A 26,218-nucleotide genomic window follows, 5' to 3' on the forward strand; every position below is an offset into this window, starting at 1 on the left:
AACCCTAACTACGCAGGGCGCAAATGCACCACGTCACCAGCGGACACGCCGTGGTCGGCCCCGTCGGCGCCGCGCACGACCAGCGTGCCGTCGGCCTCGATGCGCTGCGCCACGCCGAGAAGCTCGACACCGGCCGAGAGTTCGACCCGGACCTGCGAGCCCACGGTCGACGAGTGCTCCTCGTACTCCTCCAGCACACCGGACTCGACCGCGTCGCCGCCGTTCTTGCGCCACACGCCTTCCAGGCCCGCCAGTTCGACCAGCAGCCGGAACGCCAGCTCGCCACGATCCAGCTCACCAGCGCCCAGGTCCTCCAGCGACGTCGGCGCGAGCCCTCCCGGTGCGGGCTGGACGTCGGACGGAAGCTTCGCCACGTTGAGGCCGATGCCGACCACGACCGCGCCGTCGGCGGTGATCTCGGACAGGATGCCCGCCCCCTTGCCCGCGTCGGGGCCCAGCAGCAGGTCGTTCGGCCACTTCAGCGTCGCCTCGACACCAGCCGATTGGGCGACACGAACCAAAGCCAGTCCGGCGATCAGGTTCAGCCACGGCAGCTTCGCGGCGGGCACGCCGACGGGCCGGAACAGCACGCTCACGTAGAGCCCACCCGCGGGCGACGCCCAGGAGCGGCCGCGACGGCCCTGGCCCGCGCTCTGCTCCAGCGCGATCAGCACGGTGCGGTCCGCGGCGCCGGAGGCGGCGAGATCCGCGTTGGTGGACGCCGTGGTCTCCACGACGTCAAGAGCGGCGTACGGGCCGTTGGGTGCGACGAGCCGCGAGCGCAGCTCTTCGGCGTCGAGTGCGGTGGTCATCGCGCCAGGTTATTGGAACGGAAGAGGGTACGTGCGATCGGAGATTGCCGACAGGTTGCCGTGACCTGGACAACTGCACGGGGCAGTTCAGCAATGGTCTCGTTAGGCTGCGAGCCCATGAGCAGTGCGACCGAGCCGATCGGGCACGTCCCCACCGGCGCTTCAGGCGCCCCGGACGTCCACACCACCGCGGGCAAGCTCGTTGACCTCTACCGGCGCAACGACGAGGCGGTTCACGCCGGCTCGGAACGCGCGGTCGAAAAGCAGCACGCGAAGGGCAAGAAGACAGCCCGCGAGCGCATCGACCTCCTGCTCGACCCCGGTTCGTTCGTCGAACTGGACGAGCTCGCCCGGCACCGTTCCACGAACTTCGGGCAGGAGAAGAACCGCCCGTACGGCGATGGCGTGGTGACGGGCTACGGCACCGTCGACGGCCGTCCGGTGTGCGTGTTCTCCCAGGACGTCACCGTCTTCGGCGGCTCGCTCGGCGAGGTCTACGGCGAGAAGATCGTCAAGATCATGGACCTGGCGATCAAGACCGGCCGGCCGATCGTCGGCATCAACGAGGGCGGCGGCGCGCGCATCCAGGAGGGCGTCGTCTCGCTCGGCCTCTACGGCGAGATCTTCTCCCGCAACGTCAAGGCCTCCGGCGTGATCCCGCAGATCTCGCTGATCATGGGCTCGAACGCGGGCGGGCACGTCTACTCCCCCGCGCTGACCGACTTCGTGGTGATGGTCGACCAGACCTCGCACATGTTCATCACCGGCCCGGACGTCATCAAGACCGTCACCGGCGAAGACGTGACGATGGAGGAGCTCGGCGGCGGTCGCACGCACAACACCAAGTCCGGCAACGCGCACTACCTCGGCGGCGACGAGGAAGACGCGATCGCGTACGTCAAGGAACTCCTCTCGTACCTGCCGTCGAACAACCTCTCCGACTCGCCCACGTTCGAGGGCACGCTGACCGAGGGGTCGATCTCCGACGCGATCACGGACTCCGACCGCGAGCTCGACACGCTGATCCCGGACTCCGCGAACCAGCCGTACGACATGCACGAGGTCATCAACCGCGTGCTCGACGACGGCGACTTCCTGGAGGTGCAGTCGCTGTTCGCGCCGAACATCCTCGTCGGCTTCGGCCGCGTGGACGGGCACTCCGTCGGCGTCGTCGCGAACCAGCCCACCCAGTTCGCCGGCTGCCTCGACATCGACGCCTCCGAGAAGGCCGCGCGGTTCGTGCGCACCTGCGACGCGTTCAACATCCCGGTGCTGACGTTCGTCGACGTGCCCGGCTTCCTGCCCGGCACCGACCAGGAGTGGAACGGCATCATCCGGCGCGGCGCCAAGCTGATCTACGCCTACGCCGAGGCCACCGTTCCGCTGGTCACCGTCATCACGCGCAAGGCGTACGGCGGCGCGTACGACGTCATGGGGTCCAAGCACCTCGGGGCCGACATCAACCTCGCGTGGCCCACCGCGCAGATCGCCGTCATGGGCGCGTCGGGCGCGGCGAACATCGTGCACCGCAAGACGCTGGCCGCCGCTGCCCAGAACGGCGAGGACGTCGACGCCCTGCGCGCGCAGCTGCAGCAGGAGTACGAGGACACGCTGTGCAACCCGTACGTCGCCGCTGAGCGCGGCTACGTCGACTCGGTGATCCCGCCGTCGTACACCCGCGGTTACGTGGCGCGCGCGTTGTCGATGCTGCGGGACAAGCGGGAGACCCTGCCGCCCAAGAAGCACGGGAACATCCCGCTGTGACCGCGCCGGAGGAAAAGCCGCTGCTCAAGGTCGTCAAGGGCACGCCGGACGACTACCAGCTGGCCGCGCTGACCGCGGTCATCGCCGGGCTGGCCTCGGCCGCGCCCGCCGAGGACGAGCCGAAGCAGCGTTCGGAGTGGGCGAACCCGGCTCGCCGGGTCCGCCGGCCGTTGCAGCACGGGCCGGGCGCCTGGCGCGCCTCCGGTTTCTCCGGCTGATCCGGCGTCTGCGAGTACCACCGGCTCTGAGCCTGGTGGTACTCGCAGACGCCTTTCAGCAGTCCACGCGGCGGCTGGTCACGTTCAGGCCGACGGCGACCTCGCGGCAGCGGGTCTCGCCGTCGACCTCCAGCCGCAAGGTCCAGAACGCGCTGCCGTAGGCGTTGGTCCGGCGCAGCACCTGCACACCGGCGTGGTCGAGCGGCAGGTTGGCGCGCACAGCGGGCACGATCTGCGTCAGGAGCGCGTTCTCCGCCCGATCGGCGGTGTCGGCGAACGGCCAAATGGGCACTCCATAGCCGATCGGGTCACTCGCGAGCACGCTTCCAACGCCCCACGATCCAATGAGGCCGCCGAGCACGACGAGCAGTGCCGCGATCCGTCTGCGCTTGCCTTCGCGATCGGAGCCGCGTTCGGTGAGGACAAGCACCCAGCGCTTCACTCTTCCGAGAGTGCCGACCGAAGAGGTGATCGCGCATCAGCAGTACTACTCAAACGGACCGTGCGAACTGGCGGACCGTGTACGCGCTGTGCATCGGCTTCTTCATGACGCTGCTGGACACGACCATCGTCAACGTCGCGCTGCCGTCGATGATCACCGACCTGAACGCGTCGCTGAACGACGTCATCTGGGTCGTCAGCGCCTACCTGCTCGCGTTCGCGGTGCCGTTGCTGCTGACCGGGCGGCTGGGCGACCGGTACGGGCCCAAGCGGCTCTACGGCATCGGGCTCGTGCTGTTCATCGGCGCGTCGCTGGCCTGCGGTCTCTCCACGAGCGCGGACGCGCTGATCGCCGGGAGGGTGTTCCAGGGCCTCGGTGCCGCGGCCATGACCCCGCAGACGATGGCGTTCATCACGCACCTGTTCCCGCCGGTCAAGCGGGGTGCGGCGCTCGGCATGTGGGGGTCGGTGGCCGGGCTCGCGACGGTCTCCGGGCCGTTGCTCGGCGGGGTGCTCGTCACGCACCTGGGCTGGGAGTGGATCTTCTTCGTGAACCTCCCGATCGGTGTCCTCGCGCTGGTGCTGCTGTTCCTGTGGGTGCCCGACCTGCGGCCGGACCGCGCACCGAAGTTCGACGTGCTCGGCGTCGTGCTGTGCTGCCTGGGGCTCGGCCTGCTGGTGTTCGGGATCCAGAACGGCGAGCACTACCGGTGGGGCCGGGTCGCAGGGCCCGTCACGATCACCGAGGTCATCGCCGCCGGGGTGCTGTTCCTCGCGCTGTTCGTGCTGTGGCAGGCGTCCTCGCGCAACCCCGAGCCGCTGATGCCGCTGCGGATCTTCCGCAACCGCAACTTCTCGCTCGGCAACGTCGCGAACGTCGCCATCGGCATCACGGTGACCGGGGTGTTCGTGCCGCTGGCGCTGTTCCTGCAGACCGTGCCGAAGCTGTCCCCGCTGATGACGGGCCTGGTCACGGCACCGGCGTCGCTGATGTCCGGCGTCGTGGCGATCTTCGCGGGAAGGCTGTCGAACCGGGCCGACGCCAAGTACCTGCCGATCACCGGGTTCGCCCTGATGGCGCTGGGCATCGTGGTGATGACGTTCCTGCTCGGCGACGGGTCCCAGTGGGTGCTGCTGCCCTCGATGGTGGCTCTGGGCATCGGCATGGGGCTGGTGTTCTCGCCGCTGACGAACATCTCCACGCGCACGCTCGACAGGTCGCTGCTCGGAGCCGGGTCCGGCATCTACAACACCTCGCGGCAGTTCGGGAACGTGCTGGGCAGCGCCGCGACGGCCGCCGTGCTGCAGGTCGTGCTGGCGGCCACGGGCGACTTCACCTCGGCCGTGCGGGCGGCGTTCTACCTGCTGCTGGCGGTGCTGGTGGTCGGCATCGCCGCCGCGTTCGCCTTTCGCCGGGTCGCCGCGCCGGCCGTGACAGACTCGGCGCGTGCGTCTGATCCTGGCCTCCCAGTCACCCGCCCGTCTTAGCGTCCTGCGGTCCGCGGGCATCGAACCCGTGGTCCGGGTCTCCGGTGTCGACGAGGACGCGTTGGTCGCGTCGCTCGAGAACCCGACGCCGGAGGAGACCGTCGTCGCTCTGTCGGCGGCCAAGGCCGAGGCGATCGAGCACGACGACGAGTGCGTGGTCGTGGGCTGCGACTCGATGCTGCTGTTCGAGGGCGAGCTCGTGGGCAAGCCCGGCACGCCCGAGGTCGCGCGTGAGCGGTGGCAGCGGGTGGCGGGCAAGAGCGGCGTGCTGATCACCGGGCACACCGTGCTGCGGGTCTCCGGAGGCGTCGTGGCCGGCCGCGCCTCGGCCGCCGAGTCGACCACCGTGCGGTTCGGCACGCCGTCGGAGGAGGAGCTGGAGGCGTACATCGCGACGGGTGAGCCGTTGCACGTCGCCGGTGGCTTCACGATCGACGGGCGCGGCGGCTGGTTCATCGACGGCATCGACGGCGACCACACGTCCGTCATCGGCATCAGCCTGCCCCTCACCCGCAGGCTGCTCGGCCAGGTGGGCGTTTCCGTGTCCACGCTCTGGTAGCGCTGGTCACAGTTCACCCGATCGGGGAAGACTGCCCTCAACGCCGACGTTGAGGGCAGCGGTGAACGAGTACTTGACGCGTCGCAGGCACATCGACCTGGCACGCAGGACGAGCACGGGCTGTCGGAGCTAACCGCTCCCGACGCCCCCTTTCGCTCATCCCTGCCCAGGAGATGTTCCAGTGTCGTTCGTCCAGACATATCGCAAGCCCAAGGTCTTCGGATTCACCGTTCTAGGCGCGCTCGTCCTCGGTGCGCTCGCCGGCTGGCTCGGCAAGGGCACGTGGCTCGCGCCCGTCCTCGCCAAGATCGGCTCCACCTTCACCGCGCTGCTCCAGCTGACCGTCATCCCGCTGGTGTTCACCGCGATCGTCGTCGGCATCGCGTCGCTGCGGAACCTCGGCGGCGGCCGCACCGCCGCGCGCCTCGGCGGCAAGACGTTCCTGTGGTTCGCCATCACGTCGTTCGTCGCCGTGCTGATCGGCATCGCGGTCGCCACGATCATCAAGCCCGGCGCGGGCCTCCAGATCGAACCCGCAGCGGGTGCAGTCGACAAGCTCGCCAAGCGCGCGTCCGGCTCGTGGCAGGCGCTGCTCGACAACCTGGTGCCCACCAACATCTTCAGCGCGTTCACCGAAGGCGACGTGCTGCAGGTCGTGTTCATCGCCGTGCTCGTCGGCTTCGCCGCCTACGCGCTCGGTGACAAGGCGGCGCCGTTCACGAACCTGGTGAGGTCGTTCTTCGACCTCGTCCAGAAGGTCGTCGGCTGGATCATCCTGCTGGCCCCGATCGGCATCTTCGGCCTCATCGGCAACGCCGCCGCCTCCTACGGCAACTCGTTCGTGAAGCCGCTGTTCTCGTTGATCCTCGCCGTGTACCTCGGCACCGCGCTCGTGCTGTTCGTCGTCTACCCGGTCCTGCTGAAGTTCGTCGGCAAGACCTCGCCGGTCGAGTTCTTCCGCAAGGCAGGCACGGCGCTGCAGTTCGCGTTCGTGTCGCGCTCGTCGGGCGCCACGCTTCCGTTGTCCCGCAAGGCCGCGGCCGACCTCGGCGTGCCGAACGAGTACGCGAACTTCGCCGTACCGCTGGGCACCACGACCAAGATGGACGGCTGCGCCGCGGTCTACCCGGCCGTCGCGACGATCTTCATCGCGAACATGTTCGGCATCCAGCTCTCGGCGTGGCAGTACGTCGGCATCGTGCTCGTCGCCGTGTTCGGCGCGCTGGCGACGGCCGGGACGACCGGCTGGTACACGATGCTCACGCTGACCCTGAGCGTCGTCGGCCTGCCGCCGCAGGTGATCGCGACCGGTGTGGCCGTGGTCTACGCGATCGACCCGATCCTCGACATGATGCGCACCGCGACCAACGTGGCCGGCCAGATCACCGTGCCGGTGCTGGTGGCCCGCAGCGAGAACCTGATCGAGGAGCCCGCGGCTCCGGCCGAGAAGGACCTCGTCAACGCCTAGGAATTCGCGCAAGGGCGCAACTGCGACAACTTCGGCGCCGGTGCGGGCCAGCCAGCGAGCTGCTCCCGCGCCGGCGCCGGCGTCGTACAGCCGATGATCGGCCCGAGCGCCGAGAACACCTGCACGAACGAGTTGTTGCACTGACCGTCGCAGCCGCGCTGGGCCGAGACGACGTCCGCCGTGCCGTCCTCGTTGACGTCGTGCAGCCCGAGGTACCCGGCACTGGACAGATAGGCGGCCTGCGCGCGCGACCACGTGCCGTCCTTGCGGATCAGCACCTCGCCGAGCACCTTGCCGTTCTGCTCGCCCCGTACGAGGCACACGCTGATGGTGGCTTCCGAGCACAGCAGCGACTGGCCGTTCACCGTCGCGCCGGACTCGGCGATGGTCATCTCGAAGACGAACGGGCCCGACTCGCCGGTCACCCTGATCCGCCCGCCGCCCGTTCCGGACAGCAGCTCGACGAGGTCCTTGCCGACCGACTTGCCGATGACGACCTGGCAGACGGTGGTGCCGCAACGCATTCCGGGGTCGATGCCGGACTGACCTGAATCGGTGCCGTTGGGCCTCTGGAAATAGGCGAACACCAGCCCTGCTGCGAAGACCACGGCGGCGACGACGGCGACCACCTGCACGGACCTGGTTCCACCCACATCGCAGATTGTGCTCGATGGCCTCACGATGGATGTGAAGTGAGCCGTCTCTCCCTCTCCGAGCACGTCGATTTCCGTAGACTGCGGCACCAGCCAGAGCCGTAATTGCCGGTCCAGCAGGAGGTACGACGCCGTGTCGCTGCGCAAGGTCCTCATCGCCAACCGCGGTGAGATCGCCGTCCGGGTCATCCGCGCCTGCCGTGACGCCGGGCTGACGAGCGTCGCCGTCTACGCCGATCCCGACCGCGACGCGCCGTTCGTGCGGCTCGCCGACGAGGCGTTCGCGCTGGGCGGCAACACCCCCGGTGAGAGCTACCTGTCGTTCGAGAAGGTGCTGGCGGCCGCCGCCCAGTCCGGCGCCGACTCCGTGCACCCCGGCTACGGCTTCCTGTCCGAGAACGCCGACTTCGCGCAGGCCGTGATCGACGCCGGCCTGGTGTGGATCGGCCCGACCCCGCAGGCGATCCGCGACCTCGGCGACAAGGTGACCGCGCGGCACATCGCGATGCGCGCGGGCGCGCCGCTGGTGCCCGGCACCAAGGACCCGGTCAACGGGCCGGACGAGATCATCGCGTTCGCCTCCGAGCACGGCCTGCCGGTCGCGATCAAGGCGGCGTTCGGCGGCGGTGGCCGTGGCCTGAAGGTCGCGCGCACCCTCGAAGAGATCCCCGAGCTGTTCGACTCCGCGGTCCGCGAGGCCGTCACGGCGTTCGGCCGCGGCGAGTGCTTCGTCGAGCGCTACCTCGACAAGCCGCGCCACGTCGAGGCGCAGGTCCTCGCCGACACCCACGGCAACGTGATCGTCGTCGGCACCCGCGACTGCTCGCTGCAGCGCCGCCACCAGAAGCTGGTCGAGGAGGCGCCCGCGCCGTTCCTGACCGACGAGCAGCGCGCCACGATCCACTCGTCGGCCCGCGCGATCTGCCGGGAGGCCGGCTACCACGGCGCCGGCACCGTCGAGTACCTCGTCGGGATGGACGGGTCGATCTCGTTCCTGGAGGTCAACACGCGCCTGCAGGTCGAACACCCGGTGTCGGAGGAGACCACGGGCCTCGACCTGGTGCGCGAGCAGTTCCGCATCGCCGCCGGCGAGAAGCTGCGTTTCACCGAGGACCCGGCACCGCGCGCGCACTCGATCGAGTTCCGGATCAACGGCGAGGACGCCGGCCGCGGCTTCCTGCCCGCGCCCGGCACCGTGACGACGTTCGTCGCGCCGTCCGGCCCCGGCGTCCGCGTCGACGCCGGTGTCGAGTCGGGTTCGGTGATCGGCGGGCAGTTCGACTCGTTGCTGGCCAAGCTGATCGTGACCGGCGAGACCCGCGAGGAGGCCCTGGCACGGGCCCGGCGTGCGCTGGACGAGATGGTCGTCGAGGGCATGGCGACGGTGCTGCCGTTCCACCGCGTGATCGTGCGCGACGCCGCGTTCACGGCCGAGAAGCCCGAGGGCTTCACCGTCCACACTCGCTGGATCGAGACCGAGTTCGACAACCAGATCGCGCCGTTCGCGGGTGCTGCCGAGGCTGCCGACGAAGAGACGCCGCGGCAGACCGTGGTGGTCGAGGTCGGCGGGCGTCGTCTTGAGGTGTCGCTGCCGGGTGACCTCGCCGTCGGTTCGCGGCCTGCTGCCGCTGCGGCGAAGAAGCCCAAGGCGAAGCGCGCGGGCGGCAGTGGTGCGGCCGTGTCGGGTGACGCGGTGGCGGCGCCGATGCAGGGCACGATCGTGAAGGTGGCCGTCGAGGACGGGCAGACCGTCGAGGCGGGTGACCTGATCGTGGTGCTGGAGGCCATGAAGATGGAGAACCCGGTGACGGCGCACAAGGCCGGCACGGTGACCGGTCTGGCGGCGGCGCCTGGTGACCCGATCACGCAGGGCACCGTGATCTGTGAGCTGAAGGACTGAGCGGGCGGGCTTGCGCGGGGGTCCCCCTGGGTGGTGGGTCCCCCGCGGCCCAACGTACTCAGGGGGTCTGACACTCACGGCGGCGTCGGGGCGGGCTGATCAAGGCGACAGGCCGAGGCGGCAAGCTGGAACGGCCGGTCGAGGCGGCCGGTCGAGGCGGCCGGTCGGGGCGGCAGGCCGGAGCGGCGGGCTGTGCTCTGCGAGCTGAAAGACAGAGCGGGCAGGCTCGCGCAGAGGTACCCCCGCGCAGTGGCTCCCCCGCGACCCAACGTACTCAGCGGGTCCGACACTCGCGGCGGGCCGAGGCGGCGGTGAAGCAGCGGGCCGGAGCGGTGAGCCGGAGCGGTGGCGTCGGGGCGGCGGGCAGTGATCTGCGCGCTGGAGGACTGACCGGCCGGGTCGCTCACCTACGATTGAATGCGTGAGCGACCCGAGCAGGGACATCCGCATCGGTGACACCGAGCGTCAGCAGGCGTTGCAGGTGCTCGGCGAGCACATGAGCGCGGGCCGCATCGACATCGACGAGTACGGCGACCGGTCCGCGAAGATCACCACCGCGAAGACCCGCGGCGAGCTGATGGCCTTGTTCTACGACCTGCCGGATCCGCGGCCGCAGTTCGTCGCGCCCGTGCCGATGTTCAACGAGCCCGCCAAGGCGCCCGCGCGCCGCTGGGAGAGCGCGGTCGTGCCCGTGGTGGGCATCGCCGTGGTGATCCTGTTCTTCGCGCTGGTGAAGAACCCGCTGATCTTCCTCCTCGTCCCCGCCGTGGCGATCCTGTGGGGCCAGTGGAACGGACGCCGGCGCTGAAACCCTTGCTGCTGCTCGATCTCGACGGCGTGCTGCGGTCCTTTCCGCCGCTGCCCGCCGCGCTGGCCGAGGTCGCCTTCGAGCCGTCGTTGCTGCGCCGCGCGATCACCGGGGAGATCTCCGACGAGCAGTGGCGGCAGGCGGTCGGTCCTGACTTCGCGGCCACCTCCGGCGAGGTGATCCCCGAGGCGCTCGCGTTGGTCCGGGTGGCCCGGCGGCAGTGCTTCGTGGCATTGCTGTCCAACGCGACCACGCGGCTGGAGGCGGACCTCGCACTGCTCGGCCTCGACGGCGAGGTCGACGCGGTTTTCAGCTCCGCGCGGCTCGGTCTCGCCAAGCCGGATCCCGCGATCTACCGCAGGGTGCTGGACGAGCTCGGGTACTCGACGGGCGTGTTCTGCGACGACGACGCGGAGAACGCGGCCGCCGCGACCGCGGCGGGGCTGGACGGTGTGCACGTGCCGGACACGGCGGCGTTGCGGACGGCGCTGGCGGTGCGCGGACTGATCCCGCCGACCGTGCTGCTGATCCTGCCGGACCGCGACGAGGCCGAGGAGCTGGCGACGGAGTTGCTGGAGGCCGGCTGGGGGCCGTGCGCCGTGCACAGGGACATGCTGGCGGGCGAGGACGACGCCGAGGACGTGGACTGGGTGGTCGAGCTGACGACCGCGCCGGACGGTCTGCCGGCGTCCGCTCACCGCGCCGCGCTCGACGACCTGGCCGAGCAACACGACGGATTCACGGGCGAGGGTTAGCCTCCTGGCCGTGGAGCCAGTTGAGATCAACGCGGGTGAGTACTACCTGCGCGCCTTTCGCAGCGACGACCGCATCGACGACGTGCCGGTGCTGGCCGAGGCCTTCGCGGACCCGGAGACCAAGCGGTACATGCCCCGCCTGACCGGGGACGACGCGCCGTCCGCGGAGACGCTCGTGCTGCTGCTGACCGACGGCTGGGAGAAGGACTACCGCTGGTCGTGGGCGGTGTGCGAGGCCGTCACCGCCGAGGTGATGGCCGGGATCGTCATCCACAACGTCGACCACCACCTCCTCTCGGCCGAGGTGATGTGCTGGAGCCAGCCGCGGCACCGCGGCAAGGGCGTGCTGCCGGCCGCGCTGAACTCGGTGCTGGGCTGGGTCTACGGCGCGATGGAGATGCACCGGGTCACCTACCGGCACGCGGTCTCGAACACGGCGTCACAGCGAGTCGCGGAGAAGTGCGGATTCACCCTGGAGGGTCGTCTTCGCGAGGAGGCGATCGTCGATGATCAGCGCGAAGACCAGTTGCTGTGGTCACGACTGGCGTCGGACCCCTTCCCAGAGCAGCTACGGTGACCGGCCATGCGGACCACCGGGCTCCTCATCGTCGCGTTGGCGCTGGCCGGGTGCACGGCGCCGCCCCAGCAGAGTTCCCTGACCACCCCGCCACCCCCGCCGCCGTCCCCCACGACGACGCCCTCCGTGCTCGACTTCCCGCAGCGTCCGCGCGCGTTGCCGCTCGATGCGGTCGACCCGTGCGCGGTCCTCAACGCTGACCAGCGCACGTCGCTGAGCCTCGACAACCCGCCCAGCGCGTACGTCGAGCCGAGCTTCGGTGGTGCGCGGGCGTGCACGATCCGCAGCACGACGAGCGGGAACGTGGCGAGGATCGCACTCGTGCTGGTCTCCGGCGCGGACGTGTGGCTCTCGGAGAACGCCCAGGTCGACTACACCGTGAGCGCGATCGAGGGGTACACGGCGATTACTGTCCGCACACCTGACGTGAGCAACGCCTGCAACGTCGAGGTGGACGTCGCCGACGGGCAGTTCCTCGACGTGATGTTCCGCGACGGAGGCAATTCCACTGCGGTGCAACAAGATCATCTTTGCCTCGGCGCCCAGCGGGTGGCAGAGGCGGCGATGGCCAGTTTGCTCCAGAAGCGCTGACCCACACGGGCGGATGTCACTGATCGCACTCCACAGCGTTACCTTCAGTGGTTAGAGTGTCGAAGCGCTTGTAGGCACAACCGCCGGAGGTTTCACGATGCCGCCAGGGGGACGTAGCGGGGCAGACACCTCGCCACCCGGCCAGCACCAGTTGAACGTGGAGCCGGAGGCGATTCCCGCGTTGCGCAACACGTTCTCGGCCGCCTTGATCAAGCTGGACAAGCAGATCGAGATGGCGATCACCGAGTTCCGCGTGCGCCCGTGGGCAGGCGACCCGGTCAGCGCCGAGGCCGCCGAGAAGTTCAACGACCGTTCGATCGCGGACGGTGACTCGGCGCTGCAGGCTCTGCTGAACTACCAGCGCCAGCTCAAGACCGCGATGGACAACCTCAACCAGATCGAGCGGCAGTACAACGTGGTCGAGGGCGACAACACCGGCATGATGAACAAGAGCGGGTGCTGACGATGAGCGATCACCGCTGGCAGGGCTACAGCCACAAAGAGCTGTACGAACGCATCCACTCGGGTCCCGGGGCCTCCGCGTCGTTCGCGTCGATGGAGCGCTGGCAGGGCGTCTCGGCCGCGCTGTCGGAAATCAACGACGACCTGTACAAAGGCATCTCGCTGTCGGGCGCGAAGTGGCAGGGCCGGGCCGCCGACATGGCTCAGGCCGGCCTGAACCCGATCGCGGCCTGGGCGGACGGCGCGCGCACCGGCGCGGACGTCATGCGCTACTCGGCCGAACTGCAGGCCGGTTACGTCTCGAAGGCCCGCGCGGACATGCCGGCGCCGGTCAAGGTGACCGCCGAGCAGCCGGGCGCCCTCGTCACCGGCCTCACGCACCTCTTCGGCGGCCAGACCGACCACGAGAAGCAGGAGGCGGCCCAGGACGCCGCCGAGCGCCGCGCCCGTGAGGTCATGTCGACCTACGCGTCGTCCACGACGGCGAACACCTCGACGCTCGGCCAGTTCACCCAGCCGCCGCAGCTGCAGATCAGCGGCACCGGCCTCGCACAGGGCGGTGGCGCCCAGATCGGCACGGCCGCCGTCTGGGGCATCGGCCCGAACGGAACGGGTGGCAGCGCGACGCGTGGCCGCACCTCGTCCGGCACGCGCGGTTCCGCCGCCGCCCCACCGCCCCGTGGCGGCACGCCGGCGCCGGGCACGACCACGCGGACCTCGGGCACCGGGGCCGGCACCGGTACCGGCGCGGCTGCGCTGAAGGGCTCGCACACCTCGCTCTCGTCGGCGGGCACCACCGGCACCGCCGGGCCTGGCGGCACGGGCACCGCGGGCGTCGGCCTGCCTGGCCAGCGCACGTCCGGCCGTCCGGGTTCGTCCACCGGCTCCGAGACGAAGCAGATGGAGGACGGCGCGACCGCGGCCTCCGGTGCGGCCGCCATGGGCACGGTCATGAACCAGGGCCACGCCGCCGGCGTCTCGGGCGCGGCGGGTTCCGCCATGGGCCCGATGGGCACGGTCGGCGCCTCGAACAACGACCAGGTCCACCGCAGGGCCGTACCGATGCCGCCGTCGTTCGACCCGTTCGGCGGCATGGGCGCGCGCAAGGGAGAGGAAGAGGAGGACTTGGAGCACAAGGCCGCCGACTACCTCCGCGAGCGCGACGACATCTACGGCGTGGGCAGCTACACGTTGCCCGTGATCGGGGAGAGCACGACCGACTGATGACTCTGTTCGGCTTGGACGTCGGGGCGAGCGACACGCGCGACCCGGTGGTCATCTCCACGCTGGAGTTCGACGTCCTCTGGGACCACCTGGGCCTGGAGACGATGCCGCTCGTCCTGAAGGTCCCGTCACCGGGCAAGACGACCGAGGAACGCCGGGCCATCGAGGACCGCGTCTGGCTTCAGCTGGGCGCGCGCGGCCTCGGCGGCCCCCGTTCCCTGGACCCGACCCTCGAAGACCTGCTGCACGTCCTGAACCGCCCGCAACAGGAGATCGACGCCCGCATGTGGCTGCACGAACGCAGCCTCCGCGTCCTGGCCGCGGGCAAGGGCCAGGCAGGCGTCCTGGCGCTCCTCGACGGCGACCAGCTCATCCTGCGCCCGGCAGAGGCCGACGGCCTCCCCCGCGAGGCCCTGACGGCCCTCCCCACCGCCCCGGCGGGCGAGGGCCACTCCATCACCCTGCCGTCCGCGGACCTGGACGCAGCAGCAGCCTCAGCGAACACCCCGGAAGAGCTGGAAGAGGCGCTGCGAGGCACCCTGCGCGCCGACGACGCCCACACCCTGGCCGAGATGATCCGGGACGCCTCGAACCGAGGCCAGTTCGGCGCCGCGGCCCGCGACAAGTGGGGCAAGCGAGTCCGCCCGGACCGCGTGGTCGCGTTCTACGACACCCCGAAGGGCCGCTACCTGCAGATGCGCCGGGCAGCGGAGGGCCAGCCGCCCTGGTCGACCATCACGCCCGTGGACTACCGCCGCATGCACCACCACCTGGTGGAACTGCTGGCGGAGGCCGCTGGCTCCTGACCGGCCGCGTGGTCGCACACTTCCACGACAGAACGCGCCGTCGCGGACGGCAGGCGTCCGCCTGACGGCGTTCCGGAACCACCGGTCAGGTCAGGGCCCGATCCCCTGACAGGGCCGGGTCCGCAGGTCGTTCACGTAGTCATCAGGCGCCCCGGCAGCCTCCGCGGCGTCCGCGACCACCCCGATGTACCGGGCAGACGGCAGCCCGCCCTCGTAGGCGTCCAGCACGTAGAGCCAGGCCACCACAGACCCCTCCAGGGTCTGCACCCGCAGCCGGATCTTCTTGTAGAGCCCGAGCGCGCCCTCCCACCGGTCCAGCCGCGACTCATCGCGCGGGGACACGTCGTAAAGCACGCAGAACGTCTGGTGGTCTGGCTCCTCGACGATCGTCGCGAGGGCGCCCTCCCAGCCGAGGTCCTCGCCACCGAACGTCATGCGCCAACCAACGAGCCAGCCGGTCCCCGCGAGCGGGGAGTACGGGGCTCGCTCCATCATCTGGTTCGGATCCATGTTCGACCCGTACGCGGCATAGAGCGGCACGTCCGACAGCGTAGCGACACGGCGATCAGCTTTCGGTACTGACGACACGGTCGATTCGGTCAACGCGTACGGTTGTGCCGGCCGACAAGCACGCAGAAGGGACTGATCGTGACCCGCATCGTCATCATGGGCGGCGGCCCCGCAGGTTACGAGGCAGCCCTGGTCGCTGCGCAGCACGGCGCGGACGTGACCGTCGTCGAGAACGACGGCGCCGGTGGCGCGTGCGTGCTGTACGACTGCGTGCCGTCCAAGACTTTCATCGCCTCCGCGGGGGCGCGCAGTGCCTTCCGCAACGCCGGTGAGCTGGGCATTCAGACTCACAACGAGCAGGCCGCCGTTGATCTGCCGGTCGTACACGGACGGGTGAAGGGCCTGGCTCTGGCCCAGTCCGCGGACGTCCGGGCGCGTCTGCAGCGCGAGGGCGTGCGGCTCATCAACGGGCGCGCGAAGTTCGTCGACGACTCGCGCGGGCTCGCCCAGCACCAGGTCGTGGCGACCGCCGCGAGCGGTGAGGAGGAAGTCCTCAACGCCGATGTGGTGCTCATCGCAACCGGTGCGACCCCGCGCGTGTTGCAGGGAGCGGAGCCCGACGGCAAGCGGATCCTCACCTGGCGGCAGATCTACGACCTGCCCGAACTGCCCGAACACCTCGCGGTGATCGGTTCCGGCGTCACCGGTGTCGAGTTCGCCAGCGCCTACACCGAGATGGGCGTGAAGGTGACGATGGTCTCGAGCCGGGACCGGGTGCTGCCCCACGAGGACGCCGACGCGGCCGTGGTGCTCGAGGACGTGTTCGCCGAGCGCGGCACGGCCGTCGTCAAGCACGCCCGCGCGGACAAGGTCGAGAACGTCGGCGACGGCGTGCTGATCCACCTGGAAGACGGTCGCACGATCGAGGCGTCGCACGCCCTGATGACCGTCGGTTCGGTGCCGAACACGAACGACATCGGCCTCGACAAGATCGGTATCGAGCTCGGGCGTGGCGGGTACATCCCGGTCGACCGGGTCAGCCGGACCAACGTCAGCGGCGTCTACGCGGCCGGCGACTGCACCGGCGTGTTGCTGCTCGCGTCCGTCGCCGCCATGCAGGGGCGCATCGCGATGTGGCACGCGCTGGGCGAGGGTGTCAGCCCGATCAAGCTCAAGACCGTCGCCGCGAACGTCTTCACCAACCCCGAGATCGCGAGCGTCGGCATCAGCCAGCAGGCGATCGACTCGGGAGAGGTGCCCGCGCGCACGATCATGCTGCCGCTCGCCACGAACCCCCGCGCCAAGATGGAGGGTCTGCGCCGCGGCTTCGTGAAGCTGTTCTGCCGCCCGGCCACCGGCGTGGTCATCGGCGGTGTCGTCGTGGCGCCGAACGCGAGCGAGCTCATCCTGCCGATCGCGCTGGCCGTGCAGAACCAGCTCACCGTCGAGCACCTCGCCACGACGTTCTCGGTCTACCCGTCGCTCTCTGGTTCCATCACCGAGGCCGGCCGCCAGCTCATGCGGCACGACGATCTCGATTAAGCAACGCACGGCAACGATGCCCCGGACACCGACGTGTCCGGGGCATGCGTCCGTTCTGGGTGTTGTTCGCAGCGTTGGTGCTGCTGGCCGGTTGCGCCAGGGCTTCTGACGTCACGCTGCCCACCGCGCCGGTTCCGACCCGGCAGACCTCCACCGAATCGTCCGTTGTGGACAGAGGCCTGCCGCCGTCGGAACCGACGGAGGTGCGCATCCCGAAGATCGGCGCGAAGTCCTCGCTCGTCCCGCTGGGACTCAACCCGGACGAGACGATCGAGGTGCCTCCGGTCGGGCAGCCGATGCAGGCCGGCTGGTACCGGCTCGCCCGCACACCGGGTGAGGCCGGACCCGCCGTCATCCTCGGTCACGTCGACGGCGACAAGCAGCCGGGAATCTTCCTCCGCCTCAAGGAACTGACCGAGGGCGACGAGGTCGAGGTGTCCAGAAAGGACGGAACCACGGCGCGGTTCCGCGTGCGTGCGACCGAGCAGATCGCCAAGAGCAGCTTCCCCACCGAGGCCGTCTACGGCGACACCGGAGAACCCGAGCTGCGGCTGATCACCTGCGGAGGCGGCTACGACCAGGCCGCCCGCAGCTACCGGGACAACATCATCGTCTACGCGACGCTGATCTGAGGGAGGGAATGACCACATGAGGAAAGCCCTGACCACCGCGATCGCGTTGTCGGCGACCGTGGCGTTCACACCGCTCGCGACGGCACAGCAGCAGGAGCCGACACTGAAGATGGAAGGGACCGTGGCGAACGGCAGGACCATCACCGCGCTGGCCGGTCCCTGCAAGACGTACTCCGGGGTCACGTCGCCCGGGCTGGACGGTCCGATCGTGCTCAGCCCGAGCTCGGAGGATCCCGCCAAGGGGTACGGCGTCGGGCGGGTCACCGCCAAGGAGGGCACCTACACCGCGTCCGTCCAGTGCGACGGCAAGACGCTCACGACGCAGTTCACCGTGCTCCCGTTGGTGATCAACTGGTACCTGCACCCGCAGGAGGTCGAGCCGGGTGGCACGATCACCGCGGGCGGCGACATGCACACCGGTTGCAGGGCGTCGGGACCGCTCGAGTCAGCCGGTTTCGCAGAGCCGCTGAGGTTCACCCGCGGCGGCAACTTCGGCCGTTTCAGCGGTGAGACCAAGGCCATCACCACTCCAGGCACGTACGAGGTCGTCTTCCAGTGCGCCGAACGCCCGGAACGCGGCGTGAAGAAGTTCCGGATCCTCGGCACGCCGCCGACCACGACCACACCGCCCAAGCTCAAGCCGAAGCCGGTGGTCAAGCCGAAGGGCGCACCGGAGACGGGTGGAGGCAGCACCGCGCCGTAATGATGATCACGGTTCGGACCTGTCTCGATCGAGCGCGCAACTAACCCACGAGATGTGCGTCAATGGGTTCGTGGGGACTCGTGTCTTGATCGCGGTGCTGTGCGTGGCGCTGGCCACTACCGCCTGTTCGCAGGGACCGGCACCGAAGCCGTCGGCGGCGACGAGCGACAGCGCTCCGCCGCCGGTGGTGTCACCGCTCGGCAAATCCGATCCGATGGAACTGCGGATCGAACGGATCGGCGTGCGGTCGTCGCTGGTCGCGCTCGGCCTCGACCAGCAGGGCGCCGTCCAGATGCCGCCGGCCAACGAGGGCATGCAGGCCGGTTGGTACCAGACGCAACCGCAGCAGTGGATCATCGTCGGCCGGATCGAGAGCAACAAGGCCAGAGGCGTCTTCTACCGCCTGAACGACCTGACCGAGGGCGATGTGCTCGAAGTGTCCAAGAAGGACGGTTCGGTCGCCAGGTTCAGCGTGACGCGCACCGAGCGGATCATCCGCGACGACTTCTTCGCGGAAGCCGTCGCCCGCGACAAGGACGAGCAGGGGCTGCGGCTGATCACCTGCGGCACCCGCGACAACGTGATCGTGCACGCAATTCCAGCCCAATAAGGCCCGCAGGCTCGCGAGGTCGGCGAGCCCACGAGGTTTCGCAAACTCGCGAGTTTTGCGAGTTCGCGCTGGTCGTCCGTCCGCCTCTTCGTCTTGATTCGGCGAAGCCCAATCAGGGCGAAGCGGCGGACGGACGACCAGCTTCCCGGCGAACTCGCCGCCGTCTGCGGAGCAGCGGCCAATAAACACAGCGACCAAAAACTCAGTCCTGCACCCAATCAAACGTCTTCGTCACTGCCTTCTTCCAGTTGGCGTACTCGGACGCGCGGCGGGACTCGTCCATCTGCGGCTCCCACTGCTTGTCCTGCGCCCAGTTCTCGCGGATCTCGTCCTCGGTCTTCCAGAACCCGACCGCCAGACCGGCCGCGTAGGCGGCACCCAGCGCGGTGGTCTCGGCGACGACCGGCCGGATGACCGGAACGCCGAGGATGTCGGCCTGGAACTGCATCAGCAGCTCGTTCACGACCATGCCGCCGTCGACCTTCAACGCGGTCAGGTCGACGCCCGAGTCGGCGTTCATCGCGTCGAGCACCTCACGGGTCTGGAAGGCGGTCGCCTCCAGCACGGCCCGTGCGAGGTGGCCCTTGTTGACGAACCGGGTCAGGCCGACGATCGCGCCACGGGCGTCGGAACGCCAGTAAGGCGCGAACAGGCCGGAGAACGCGGGCACGAAGTACGCGCCGCCGTTGTCCTCCACCGAACGGGCGTGCTCCTCGATCTCGGCCGCCGAGCCGATCATGCCGAGGTTGTCCCGCAGCCACTGCACCAGCGAACCGGTGACCGCGATCGAGCCCTCCAGGGCGTAGACGGGAGCTGCCTCACCGATCTTGTAGCAGACGGTGGTGAGCAACCCGTTCTCGCTCATCACCTTCTCGGTGCCCGTGTTGAGCAGCATGAAGTTGCCGGTGCCGTAGGTGTTCTTGGCTTCGCCGGGCGAGAGGCAGGCCTGGCCGAACGTCGCCGCCTGCTGGTCGCCGAGGATGCCCGCGATCGGCACGCCGGCCAGCGCACCGCGTTCGCGCACCTGGCCGTAGACCTCGGACGACGACCGGATCGCCGGCAGCATCGACATCGGAATGCCCATGTCGGAAGCGATGGACTCGTCCCACTGCAGCGTGTCGAGGTCCATCAGCATGGTGCGTGAGGCGTTCGTCGGGTCGGTGACGTGCACGCCGCCGTCGGTGCCGCCCGTCATGTTCCACAACACCCACGTGTCCATGTTGCCGAACAGCAGGTCACCGGCCTCGGCCCGTTCCCGCGCGCCCTCGACGTTGTCGAGGATCCAGCGGACCTTGGGCCCGGAGAAGTAGGTGGCCAGCGGCAGACCGACCTTCTGGCGGTAGCGCTCCTGCCCGCCACCGAGGTTGCCGAGCTCGGTGACGATCTTGTCGGTGCGGGTGTCCTGCCACACGATGGCGTTGTAGACGGGTTCGCCGGTGTTCTTGTCCCACACCAGCGCGGTCTCGCGCTGGTTGGTGATGCCGACCGCGGCGATGTCCGAAGTGGACAGATCGGCCTTCGCGAGCGCGCCGGCGGCGACCTGGCGGGTGTTCTGCCAGACCTCCTTCGGGTCGTGCTCGACCCACCCGGCCTTCGGGAAGATCTGCTCGTGCTCCTTCTGGTCGACCGCCACCACCCGTCCGGCGTGGTCGAAGATCATGCACCGGGTCGACGTCGTGCCCTGGTCGATCGCGGCCACGTACTGCGTCATGCGAGAAGTCCTTTCAGACCGGGAGAACCAGGAAGAGCAACGCGGCCAGCGCGCCACCCACGAGCGGGCCGGCGACCGGGACCCACGAATAGGCCCAGTTGGCGTTGCCCTTGTTGCGGATCGGCATCATGAACGCGTAGGCGATGCGCGGACCGAGGTCGCGCGCCGGGTTGATGGCGTAACCGGTCGGGCCGCCGAGCGACGTACCGATCACCAGCACGACGAACGCGACACCCGCGTACCCGAGCGCCGAGTTGCCGAACTGCGGGACCCCGTCGACCGACTCCTTCGCGCCGGGCGACAACAGGATCCAGAGGACCAGGACGAACGTGCCGATGATCTCGGAGACGAGGTTCCACGGCGCGCTCGGCACGGTCGGGCCGGTGGAGAAGATGCCGAGCGTGTTCTGCGGTTCGTCGTGCGTGTCGAACTGCAGCTTGTAGGTGGCCCAGCAGAGCATCGCGCCGACGATGGCGCCGACCATCTGCCCGAGGATGTAGACGGGAACGTCGCCCCACGGAGTCTTGTCCGCGACGGCGAGGCCGAGCGTGACGGCGGGGTTGAGGTGCGCCCCGCTGGGGTTGGCGATGCTGGCGCCGGCGAAGACCGCGAAGGCCCAGCCGACGTTGACGAACAGGAAGCCCGTGCTGTTGCCGAGGGTGTTCTTGAGCACCTGGTTCGCGACGACACCGGTGCCCAGGAGGATGAGGACCGCGGTCCCCAGCATCTCCCAGACGAAGATCGAGCCTGCGCTCATCGTCGACCTCCACTCGTTTGCGGCCAGGCAGGACGCGCAAACCCGAGGTCAGGGCCGCGCCGCCCGCCTGCAACGTGCTCGGACGCTATTACCGAGCTGATCAGTTGTCTACGCCAAGTACCTGTCTCAGGCCATTTCCAGGCCGTTCGGTTCTGAGTGCTGCGGCCGCCGGCCGTCACCGCGTCTTCCGGCGCCCGGCAGGACGCCTCGTGGCACCACCCCCACGCCCCCATATGCCCGATATGAGGACGTGGGGGCGGCACCACGAGACGCCCGTCTGAACGGCGGAATACGGGGCGAAGGCCGGCGGCCACAGCACTACCGCGCGCCCGTGGGCGGGAGGCGGTCGCTGAAGGTAGCGTGAAGCGAAGTCGTAGCAGGGAGGCGTCTGTCGTGGCCACGCGCAAGAACGCAGCTGCACCACCACGAACCCATGCCGAGCCGCCGATCACCGGCCGGCTCGGGCCTGCCGAACGCGAGGAAGCCTGGCAGCGGCTGGGGGCCGAGACGTTCGACGTCGTCGTGATCGGCGGCGGTGTCGTCGGCGTCGGCGCGGCGCTCGACGCGGCCACCCGAGGCCTGCGGGTGGCGCTCGTCGAGGCCCGTGACCTGGCGTCCGGCACGTCGAGCCGGTCCTCCAAGCTCTTCCACGGCGGCCTGCGCTACCTGGAGCAGCTCGAGTTCGGCCTGGTGCGCGAGGCACTGCGCGAGCGCGAGCTGATGCTGACGCGCATCGCCCCGCACCTGGTGAAGCCCGTCGCGTTCCTCTACCCGCTGAGCAACCGCGTCTGGGAACGCCCGTACACGGCGGCCGGCCTGTTCCTCTACGACACGATGGGCGGCGCCCGGTCCGTGCCGGGGCAGAAGCACCTCACCCGAGCGGGTGCGCAGCGGCTCGTCCCGGCGTTGAAGCGCGACGCGTTGATCGGTGGCATCCGCTACTACGACGCCCAGGCGGACGACGCCCGGCACACGATGATGGTCGGCCGCACCGCCGCCCACTACGGCGCCGTGGTGCGCACGTCGACCCAGGTCGTCGGGTTCCTGCGCGAGGCGGACCGCGTGTCCGGCGTGCGGGTGCGCGACGTCGAGGACGGGCGCGAGGTCGACGTGCGGGCGCACGCGGTCATCAACGCGACCGGCGTGTGGACGGACGAGCTGCAGCGGCTCTCAGGCTCGCGCGGCCGGTTCCGCGTGCGGGCGTCGAAGGGCGTGCACATCGTCGTTCCGCGCGACCGGATCGTCGCCGAGGCCGGGATGATCCTGCGCACCGAGAAGTCCGTGCTGTTCGTCATCCCGTGGCGCAACCACTGGATCGTCGGCACCACGGACACGGACTGGAACCTCGACCTGGCGCACCCCGCGGCCACCAAGCACGACATCGACTACATCCTCGAACACGTCAACTCGGTGCTCGCGACCCCGCTGACGCACGACGACATCGAGGGCGTCTACGCGGGCCTGCGGCCGTTGCTGGCGGGCGAGTCCGACTCGACGTCGAAGCTCTCGCGTGAGCACGCGGTGGCGCGGGTCTCGCCGGGCCTCGTCGCGATCGCGGGCGGCAAGTACACGACGTACCGGGTGATGGGCGCGGACGCCGTCGACGCGGCGCAGGTGGACATGCCCGGCCGGATCCAGCCGTCCATCACCGACAAGGTGCCGCTGGTCGGCGCCGACGGCTACCACGCGCTGGTCAACCAGGCCGACCAGCTGGCGACCAAGCACGGCCTGCACCCGTACCGCGTCCGGCACCTGCTCGACCGCTACGGCTCGCTGGTGCACGAGGTGCTGTCTCTCGCGGTGGACAACCCGGAGCTGTTGAAGCCGATCCCGGCCTCCCCCGACTACCTGCAGGTGGAGGCGGTGTACGCGGTCTCGCACGAGGGCGCGATGCACCTGGAGGACGTCCTCACCCGGCGCACGCGCATCTCCATCGAGTACGCCCACCGCGGCGTCGACTCGTCGGAGGCGGTGGCCAGGCTGGTCGCGCCGATCCTCGGGTGGGACGAGGACACGATCAAGCGCGAGGTCGAGGTCTACAACGCGCGCGTCGAGGCCGAGCGCACGTCCCAGACCAAGAAGGACGACCAGGCGGCGGACGCGGTCAGGGCCGCGGCGCCGGAGGCACGTCCGCAGTTGACGGAACCCGTGAGCTGACCCGGACAGCACTGTGGCGCGTGCGGAACTGATCCGCACGCGCCACAACACAGCTCAAACCGAGAGGGTTCCGCTCTAGGCGAGAGCAGCCAACGCGGTGTGCACCATGACGCGAACCCCGACGAGGAGCGCGCGCTCGTCCAGGTCGAACGTCGGCTGGTGCAGGTCGCGCTGCTTCTCCTGACCATTCCACACGCCGAGGCGTGCGAATGAACCAGGCACGTGTTCCAGGTACCAGCCGAAGTCCTCGCCACCGGACGACTGCTCGGTGCCCGCGAGCGCGTCGTCACCCAGGGCGGCCTCGATGCCGGCGCGCAGGATCTGGGTTGACTCGCGCTCGTTGACCACCGGCGGCACGCCGCGGCGGTGGTGCAGGTCGAAGCCGACGCCGGTCGGGGCCAGCAGGCCCGTCACGAGGTCCTTGACCAGCGGCTCCAGCTCGGCCCAGATGTCCCGGTCGCCGGTGCGCAGCGTGCCGCGCACCAGGCCGTCCTGCGGGACCGCGTTCGGCGCCTCACCCGCGTGCACCGCGCCCCACACCAGAACGGTGCCGGAGCGGGGGTCGACGCGGCGCGACAGCATCGTGGGCAGGCCGGTGATGACCGTGCCGAGTGCGTGCACCAGGTCCGCGGTGAGGTGCGGGCGCGAGGTGTGACCGCCCGGCGAGGACAGCCGCAGCTCCAGCAGGTCGGAGGCCGACGTGATGGCACCGATCCGCGTGCCGATGCGGCCGACCTGCAGACGCGGGTCGCAGTGCAGGCCGAAGATCCGCTCCACGCCGTCGAGCCCGCCCGCGGCGAGCACGTCGAGCGCACCACCCGGCATGACCTCCTCCGCGGGCTGGAACACCAGGCGGATGCGGCCGGGCAGCTCCGTCGCCGAGGCGAGGGCCAGCGCCGTGCCGAGCAGGACCGTCGTGTGGGCGTCGTGACCGCACGCGTGCGACACACCGTCCACAGTGGATCCGAACGGCAGGCCGGTGTTCTCGTGCAGCGGCAGGGCGTCCATGTCCGCGCGGAGAGCCACGCAGCGGGGGCCGTGGCCGATGTCGCAGATCAGGCCCGTGCCGCCGGGGAGGATGCGCGGCTTGAGGCCGACCTCGCGCAGCAGCTTCGCCACGAGTTCGGTGGTGTTGTACTCGCGCCGGGAGAGCTCGGGGTGGGCGTGGATGTGGCGTCGCCAGGCGACGACGTCGGCGGCGTGCGCCTTCAGCCAGTCGTCGAGCCACGCGGGGCCGCGGCCTTCTCCGAGATCATCCACAGGAGACATGCTCACCCCGGTGGGGTCGACGAGCATCTCAGGGGACGTCTTCACAGTTGAGGAACCCGTTGGCCGGGAGTCCAGAACCGTCATGCCGCACCTCCGCGGGCCAGCAGCCGTGCGCGCTGCTGGGAATCGGTGGCTGTCGCGATCGTCGTCCAGGCCATGGCAAGTGCTCCGTCGAGGAGCGCACGGTCGGCCGACGCCGAGGCACAGGCGGTCGCGAACTCTAGTTGGTGGTTCACCGCGTCTCCGCAGTCGATGGCGATGGTCGGGTGGATGGCGGGCAACACTCTGGTGACGTTGCCCATGTCGGTGCTCCCGATCTTCTCCCGCTGTTCCTGTTCTGGCGAGAGCGGTCGTCTGCCCAGCTCGGTGGCCGCACGCCGGTAGGCGTCCGCGAGCCACGGATCGGGAGTCAACTCGGCGTAGATCGGTGAGACCTGCACGACCTCATGGGTGCAGCCGGTCGCGAGCGCACCGGCTGAGAAGCAGTCCCGGATCCGGTTCTCCAGTCGCTGCAGCGATTCCAGGTTCTCCGCCCTCACATCGAACATCGCCGATGCGCGGGCGGGTATTACGTTCGGCACGGTACCGCCGTTGGTGACGATGCCGCTCACCATCTGGCCGGGCTCGAAGTGCTGCCGCAGCAGGCTGATCGACATCTGCGCGATCGTCACCGCGTCCGCGGCGTTGACGCCCAGGTGCGGGGCGGCGGCCGCGTGTGACGGCTTGCCCTTGTAGTGCACCTCGAGGTCGGTGATCGCGAGCGATTTGGCGGCGCACGACTCGTACGGTGCCGGGTGCACCATCATCGAGAGCGAGACGTCGTCGAACACGCCCCGTTCCAGCATCAGCACCTTGCCGCCGCCGACCTCTTCCGCCGGGGTCCCGATCACCTTCACGGTGACACCCAGCTGGTCGGCGATGTCACGCAGCGCGAGTGCCGTGCCGACGGAGGCAGCGGCGATGACGTTGTGCCCGCACGCGTGCCCGACCTCGGGCAGAGCGTCGTATTCGGCACAAAGTCCCAGGACGAGCTCGCCGTCGCCGAACGTGGCGACGAACGCGGTGTCGAGGTCAGCCACACCGCGGTCGACCTCGAAACCCTCCTCGACCAGCAAAGAGGTGATCTTCTCGACGCTGCGGTGCTCCTCGAAGGCCAGCTCGGGCTCGGCGTGGATCGAGTGCGACAGGTCCAGCAGCGCGTCCGAGTACCGCTCGACGGTCGAGCGTGTGCTGATCTTCAAGTCGGTACCCATTTGCCACCATCCTGCATCACCACCTGTTGGACGCGGTGCGCTGATGATGATCAACCGGACGGCCGGTCGCAGCGCTGCGCCAAGCGGCGAGCGAGTTTCGGTCTGACCGATCAACGATGACGCAAATGGTCGAGAGACACGCTTAACTTTGACTATTACGTCCCACCAGGTGGGACGGCCCGTCTCACGCCGAACGGCCCCCGGCTAGCCCTTCTTGGCAGCCTTCTCCTTGCGCCACTTCGCCCACCGCTTCTTGTTGCGGTAGTAGACCAGCACGAACAGCAGAACGGCGATGCCGCCGATCCACAGCTTGCGCTTGGTCTCCTCACGAGCTTCAGGCGACGGCTCCTGCGGCGCGTTCACGTCGGGAGCCGGATTCACCGTCGTCTGCTGCACAGCCGGCGCAGGCGCGTTCGCCGCCTCTTGCGCGGACGCCACTCCGGCGATCCCGAGAACGCTCATCAGCGAGAACACGCAGGCCAGCAGCAACCTCGACATGGCCTGAACTCTACCTCGAATACCACGATCGAAGGTCACCCAAACTAGCT

27 protein-coding genes are annotated in these 26,218 nt (G+C 69.5%); 18 read left to right on the top strand and 9 right to left on the bottom strand.

Going from position 1 to position 26,218, the window contains the following annotated elements; all coding sequences use genetic code 11:
* Nucleotides 1–8: 8 nt before the first annotated feature.
* On the bottom strand, nucleotides 9–812 hold the full coding sequence (locus SK571_RS21160; RefSeq protein ID WP_319985822.1) for a biotin--[acetyl-CoA-carboxylase] ligase: 804 nt from the start codon (nucleotides 810–812) through the stop codon (nucleotides 9–11).
* 117 nt (nucleotides 813–929) lie between these two features.
* Between SK571_RS21160 and SK571_RS21165 the strand changes: the two genes are divergently transcribed.
* Entirely contained in the window at nucleotides 930–2,576 is a 1,647-nt protein-coding gene (locus SK571_RS21165) for an acyl-CoA carboxylase subunit beta (RefSeq protein ID WP_319985823.1), read from the top strand.
* Entirely contained in the window at nucleotides 2,573–2,794 is a 222-nt protein-coding gene (locus SK571_RS21170) for an acyl-CoA carboxylase subunit epsilon (RefSeq protein WP_319985824.1), read from the top strand. The genes SK571_RS21165 and SK571_RS21170 overlap by 4 nt, the downstream gene beginning before the upstream one ends.
* A gap of 55 nt (nucleotides 2,795–2,849) precedes the next feature.
* On the opposite strand, the gene SK571_RS21175 is transcribed toward SK571_RS21170, so the two are convergent.
* Nucleotides 2,850–3,236 carry a hypothetical protein gene (locus SK571_RS21175; protein ID WP_319985825.1) on the bottom strand — a complete coding sequence of 129 codons (387 nt, stop codon included), beginning with the start codon at nucleotides 3,234–3,236 and terminating at the stop codon, nucleotides 2,850–2,852.
* A gap of 77 nt (nucleotides 3,237–3,313) precedes the next feature.
* Between SK571_RS21175 and SK571_RS21180 the strand changes: the two genes are divergently transcribed.
* The 3 genes from SK571_RS21180 to SK571_RS21190 all read left to right on the top strand — a co-directional run bounded on the left by SK571_RS21180 (nucleotide 3,314) and on the right by SK571_RS21190 (nucleotide 6,750).
* Nucleotides 3,314–4,723, top strand: coding sequence for an MFS transporter (locus tag SK571_RS21180; RefSeq protein ID WP_319985826.1), 1,410 nt, complete (start codon nucleotides 3,314–3,316; stop codon nucleotides 4,721–4,723).
* Nucleotides 4,683–5,282, top strand: coding sequence for a Maf family protein (locus SK571_RS21185; protein WP_319985827.1), 600 nt, complete (start codon nucleotides 4,683–4,685; stop codon nucleotides 5,280–5,282). Before SK571_RS21180 ends, SK571_RS21185 begins: the two co-directional genes overlap by 41 nt.
* Nucleotides 5,283–5,463: 181 nt before the next feature.
* Nucleotides 5,464–6,750, top strand: coding sequence for a dicarboxylate/amino acid:cation symporter (locus SK571_RS21190; RefSeq protein ID WP_319985828.1), 1,287 nt, complete (start codon nucleotides 5,464–5,466; stop codon nucleotides 6,748–6,750).
* Here SK571_RS21190 and SK571_RS21195 read toward each other — a convergent pair.
* Nucleotides 6,747–7,403: a hypothetical protein gene (locus tag SK571_RS21195; protein WP_319985829.1), complete on the bottom strand. Its 657-nt coding sequence runs from the start codon at nucleotides 7,401–7,403 to the stop codon at nucleotides 6,747–6,749. The genes SK571_RS21190 and SK571_RS21195 overlap by 4 nt on opposite strands.
* Nucleotides 7,404–7,536: 133 nt before the next feature.
* Between SK571_RS21195 and SK571_RS21200 the strand changes: the two genes are divergently transcribed.
* The 8 genes from SK571_RS21200 to SK571_RS21235 all read left to right on the top strand — a co-directional run bounded on the left by SK571_RS21200 (nucleotide 7,537) and on the right by SK571_RS21235 (nucleotide 14,526).
* Complete coding sequence (locus SK571_RS21200) at nucleotides 7,537–9,303, top strand: acetyl/propionyl/methylcrotonyl-CoA carboxylase subunit alpha (RefSeq protein WP_319985830.1); 1,767 nt, start codon at nucleotides 7,537–7,539, stop codon at nucleotides 9,301–9,303.
* 421 nt (nucleotides 9,304–9,724) lie between these two features.
* Nucleotides 9,725–10,111 carry a DUF1707 SHOCT-like domain-containing protein gene (locus SK571_RS21205; protein WP_319985831.1) on the top strand — a complete coding sequence of 129 codons (387 nt, stop codon included), beginning with the start codon at nucleotides 9,725–9,727 and terminating at the stop codon, nucleotides 10,109–10,111.
* Complete coding sequence (locus SK571_RS21210; RefSeq protein WP_319985832.1) at nucleotides 10,090–10,866, top strand: HAD family hydrolase; 777 nt, start codon at nucleotides 10,090–10,092, stop codon at nucleotides 10,864–10,866. The genes SK571_RS21205 and SK571_RS21210 overlap by 22 nt, the downstream gene beginning before the upstream one ends.
* A 10-nt stretch (nucleotides 10,867–10,876) precedes the next feature.
* Nucleotides 10,877–11,443, top strand: coding sequence for a GNAT family N-acetyltransferase (locus SK571_RS21215; RefSeq protein WP_319985833.1), 567 nt, complete (start codon nucleotides 10,877–10,879; stop codon nucleotides 11,441–11,443).
* Nucleotides 11,444–11,449: 6 nt separating this feature from the next.
* The gene (locus tag SK571_RS21220; protein WP_319985834.1) at nucleotides 11,450–12,034 is read left to right on the top strand and encodes a DUF3558 domain-containing protein; all 585 of its coding nucleotides are present in this window, start codon (nucleotides 11,450–11,452) and stop codon (nucleotides 12,032–12,034) included.
* 157 nt (nucleotides 12,035–12,191) lie between these two features.
* A complete protein-coding gene (locus SK571_RS21225; RefSeq protein ID WP_319985835.1) occupies nucleotides 12,192–12,497 on the top strand; it encodes a transcriptional regulator in 306 nt (101 codons plus the stop codon).
* Nucleotides 12,498–12,499: 2 nt separating this feature from the next.
* Nucleotides 12,500–13,720 carry a PPE domain-containing protein gene (locus SK571_RS21230; RefSeq protein ID WP_319985836.1) on the top strand — a complete coding sequence of 407 codons (1,221 nt, stop codon included), beginning with the start codon at nucleotides 12,500–12,502 and terminating at the stop codon, nucleotides 13,718–13,720.
* Nucleotides 13,720–14,526, top strand: a complete 807-nt coding sequence (locus tag SK571_RS21235) for an ESX secretion-associated protein EspG (RefSeq protein WP_319985837.1) — start codon at nucleotides 13,720–13,722, stop codon at nucleotides 14,524–14,526. Before SK571_RS21230 ends, SK571_RS21235 begins: the two co-directional genes overlap by 1 nt.
* Nucleotides 14,527–14,616: 90 nt before the next feature.
* On the opposite strand, the gene SK571_RS21240 is transcribed toward SK571_RS21235, so the two are convergent.
* Nucleotides 14,617–15,066, bottom strand: coding sequence for a gamma-glutamylcyclotransferase family protein (locus SK571_RS21240; protein WP_030478530.1), 450 nt, complete (start codon nucleotides 15,064–15,066; stop codon nucleotides 14,617–14,619).
* 108 nt (nucleotides 15,067–15,174) lie between these two features.
* On the opposite strand from SK571_RS21240, the gene SK571_RS21245 reads away from it, so the two are divergent.
* The 4 genes from SK571_RS21245 to SK571_RS21260 all read left to right on the top strand — a co-directional run bounded on the left by SK571_RS21245 (nucleotide 15,175) and on the right by SK571_RS21260 (nucleotide 18,523).
* The gene (locus SK571_RS21245) at nucleotides 15,175–16,578 is read left to right on the top strand and encodes an NAD(P)H-quinone dehydrogenase (RefSeq protein ID WP_319985838.1); all 1,404 of its coding nucleotides are present in this window, start codon (nucleotides 15,175–15,177) and stop codon (nucleotides 16,576–16,578) included.
* A 44-nt stretch (nucleotides 16,579–16,622) separates the two neighbouring features.
* Nucleotides 16,623–17,210, top strand: coding sequence for a class F sortase (locus SK571_RS21250; RefSeq protein WP_319985839.1), 588 nt, complete (start codon nucleotides 16,623–16,625; stop codon nucleotides 17,208–17,210).
* Between the two features lie 16 nt (nucleotides 17,211–17,226).
* Nucleotides 17,227–17,913 carry a hypothetical protein gene (locus SK571_RS21255; protein ID WP_319985840.1) on the top strand — a complete coding sequence of 229 codons (687 nt, stop codon included), beginning with the start codon at nucleotides 17,227–17,229 and terminating at the stop codon, nucleotides 17,911–17,913.
* 70 nt (nucleotides 17,914–17,983) lie between these two features.
* A complete protein-coding gene (locus SK571_RS21260) occupies nucleotides 17,984–18,523 on the top strand; it encodes a sortase domain-containing protein (protein ID WP_319985841.1) in 540 nt (179 codons plus the stop codon).
* Nucleotides 18,524–18,725: 202 nt separating this feature from the next.
* On the opposite strand, the gene glpK is transcribed toward SK571_RS21260, so the two are convergent.
* Complete coding sequence (glpK, locus tag SK571_RS21265; RefSeq protein WP_319985842.1) at nucleotides 18,726–20,234, bottom strand: glycerol kinase GlpK; 1,509 nt, start codon at nucleotides 20,232–20,234, stop codon at nucleotides 18,726–18,728.
* Nucleotides 20,235–20,247: 13 nt separating this feature from the next.
* Nucleotides 20,248–20,991 carry an MIP/aquaporin family protein gene (locus SK571_RS21270; RefSeq protein ID WP_319985843.1) on the bottom strand — a complete coding sequence of 248 codons (744 nt, stop codon included), beginning with the start codon at nucleotides 20,989–20,991 and terminating at the stop codon, nucleotides 20,248–20,250.
* A gap of 447 nt (nucleotides 20,992–21,438) precedes the next feature.
* Here SK571_RS21270 and SK571_RS21275 point away from each other — a divergent pair, with 447 nt between their 5' ends.
* On the top strand, nucleotides 21,439–23,148 hold the full coding sequence (locus tag SK571_RS21275) for a glycerol-3-phosphate dehydrogenase/oxidase (protein WP_319986031.1): 1,710 nt from the start codon (nucleotides 21,439–21,441) through the stop codon (nucleotides 23,146–23,148).
* Between the two features lie 75 nt (nucleotides 23,149–23,223).
* Here SK571_RS21275 and SK571_RS21280 read toward each other — a convergent pair whose 3' ends face one another.
* From SK571_RS21280 to SK571_RS21290, 3 genes are all read right to left on the bottom strand, one after another.
* Nucleotides 23,224–24,501, bottom strand: a complete 1,278-nt coding sequence (locus tag SK571_RS21280; protein WP_319985844.1) for a M20 family metallopeptidase — start codon at nucleotides 24,499–24,501, stop codon at nucleotides 23,224–23,226.
* A complete protein-coding gene (locus SK571_RS21285; RefSeq protein WP_319985845.1) occupies nucleotides 24,498–25,670 on the bottom strand; it encodes a M20 family metallopeptidase in 1,173 nt (390 codons plus the stop codon). The genes SK571_RS21280 and SK571_RS21285 overlap by 4 nt, the downstream gene beginning before the upstream one ends.
* Nucleotides 25,671–25,874: 204 nt before the next feature.
* Nucleotides 25,875–26,168, bottom strand: coding sequence for a hypothetical protein (locus tag SK571_RS21290; protein WP_319985846.1), 294 nt, complete (start codon nucleotides 26,166–26,168; stop codon nucleotides 25,875–25,877).
* Nucleotides 26,169–26,218 lie beyond the last annotated feature (50 nt).

Origin of the sequence: Lentzea kristufekii, assembly GCF_033949925.1 — a bacterium.
Taxonomy (GTDB): Bacteria; Actinomycetota; Actinomycetes; order Mycobacteriales; family Pseudonocardiaceae; genus Lentzea; species Lentzea kristufekii.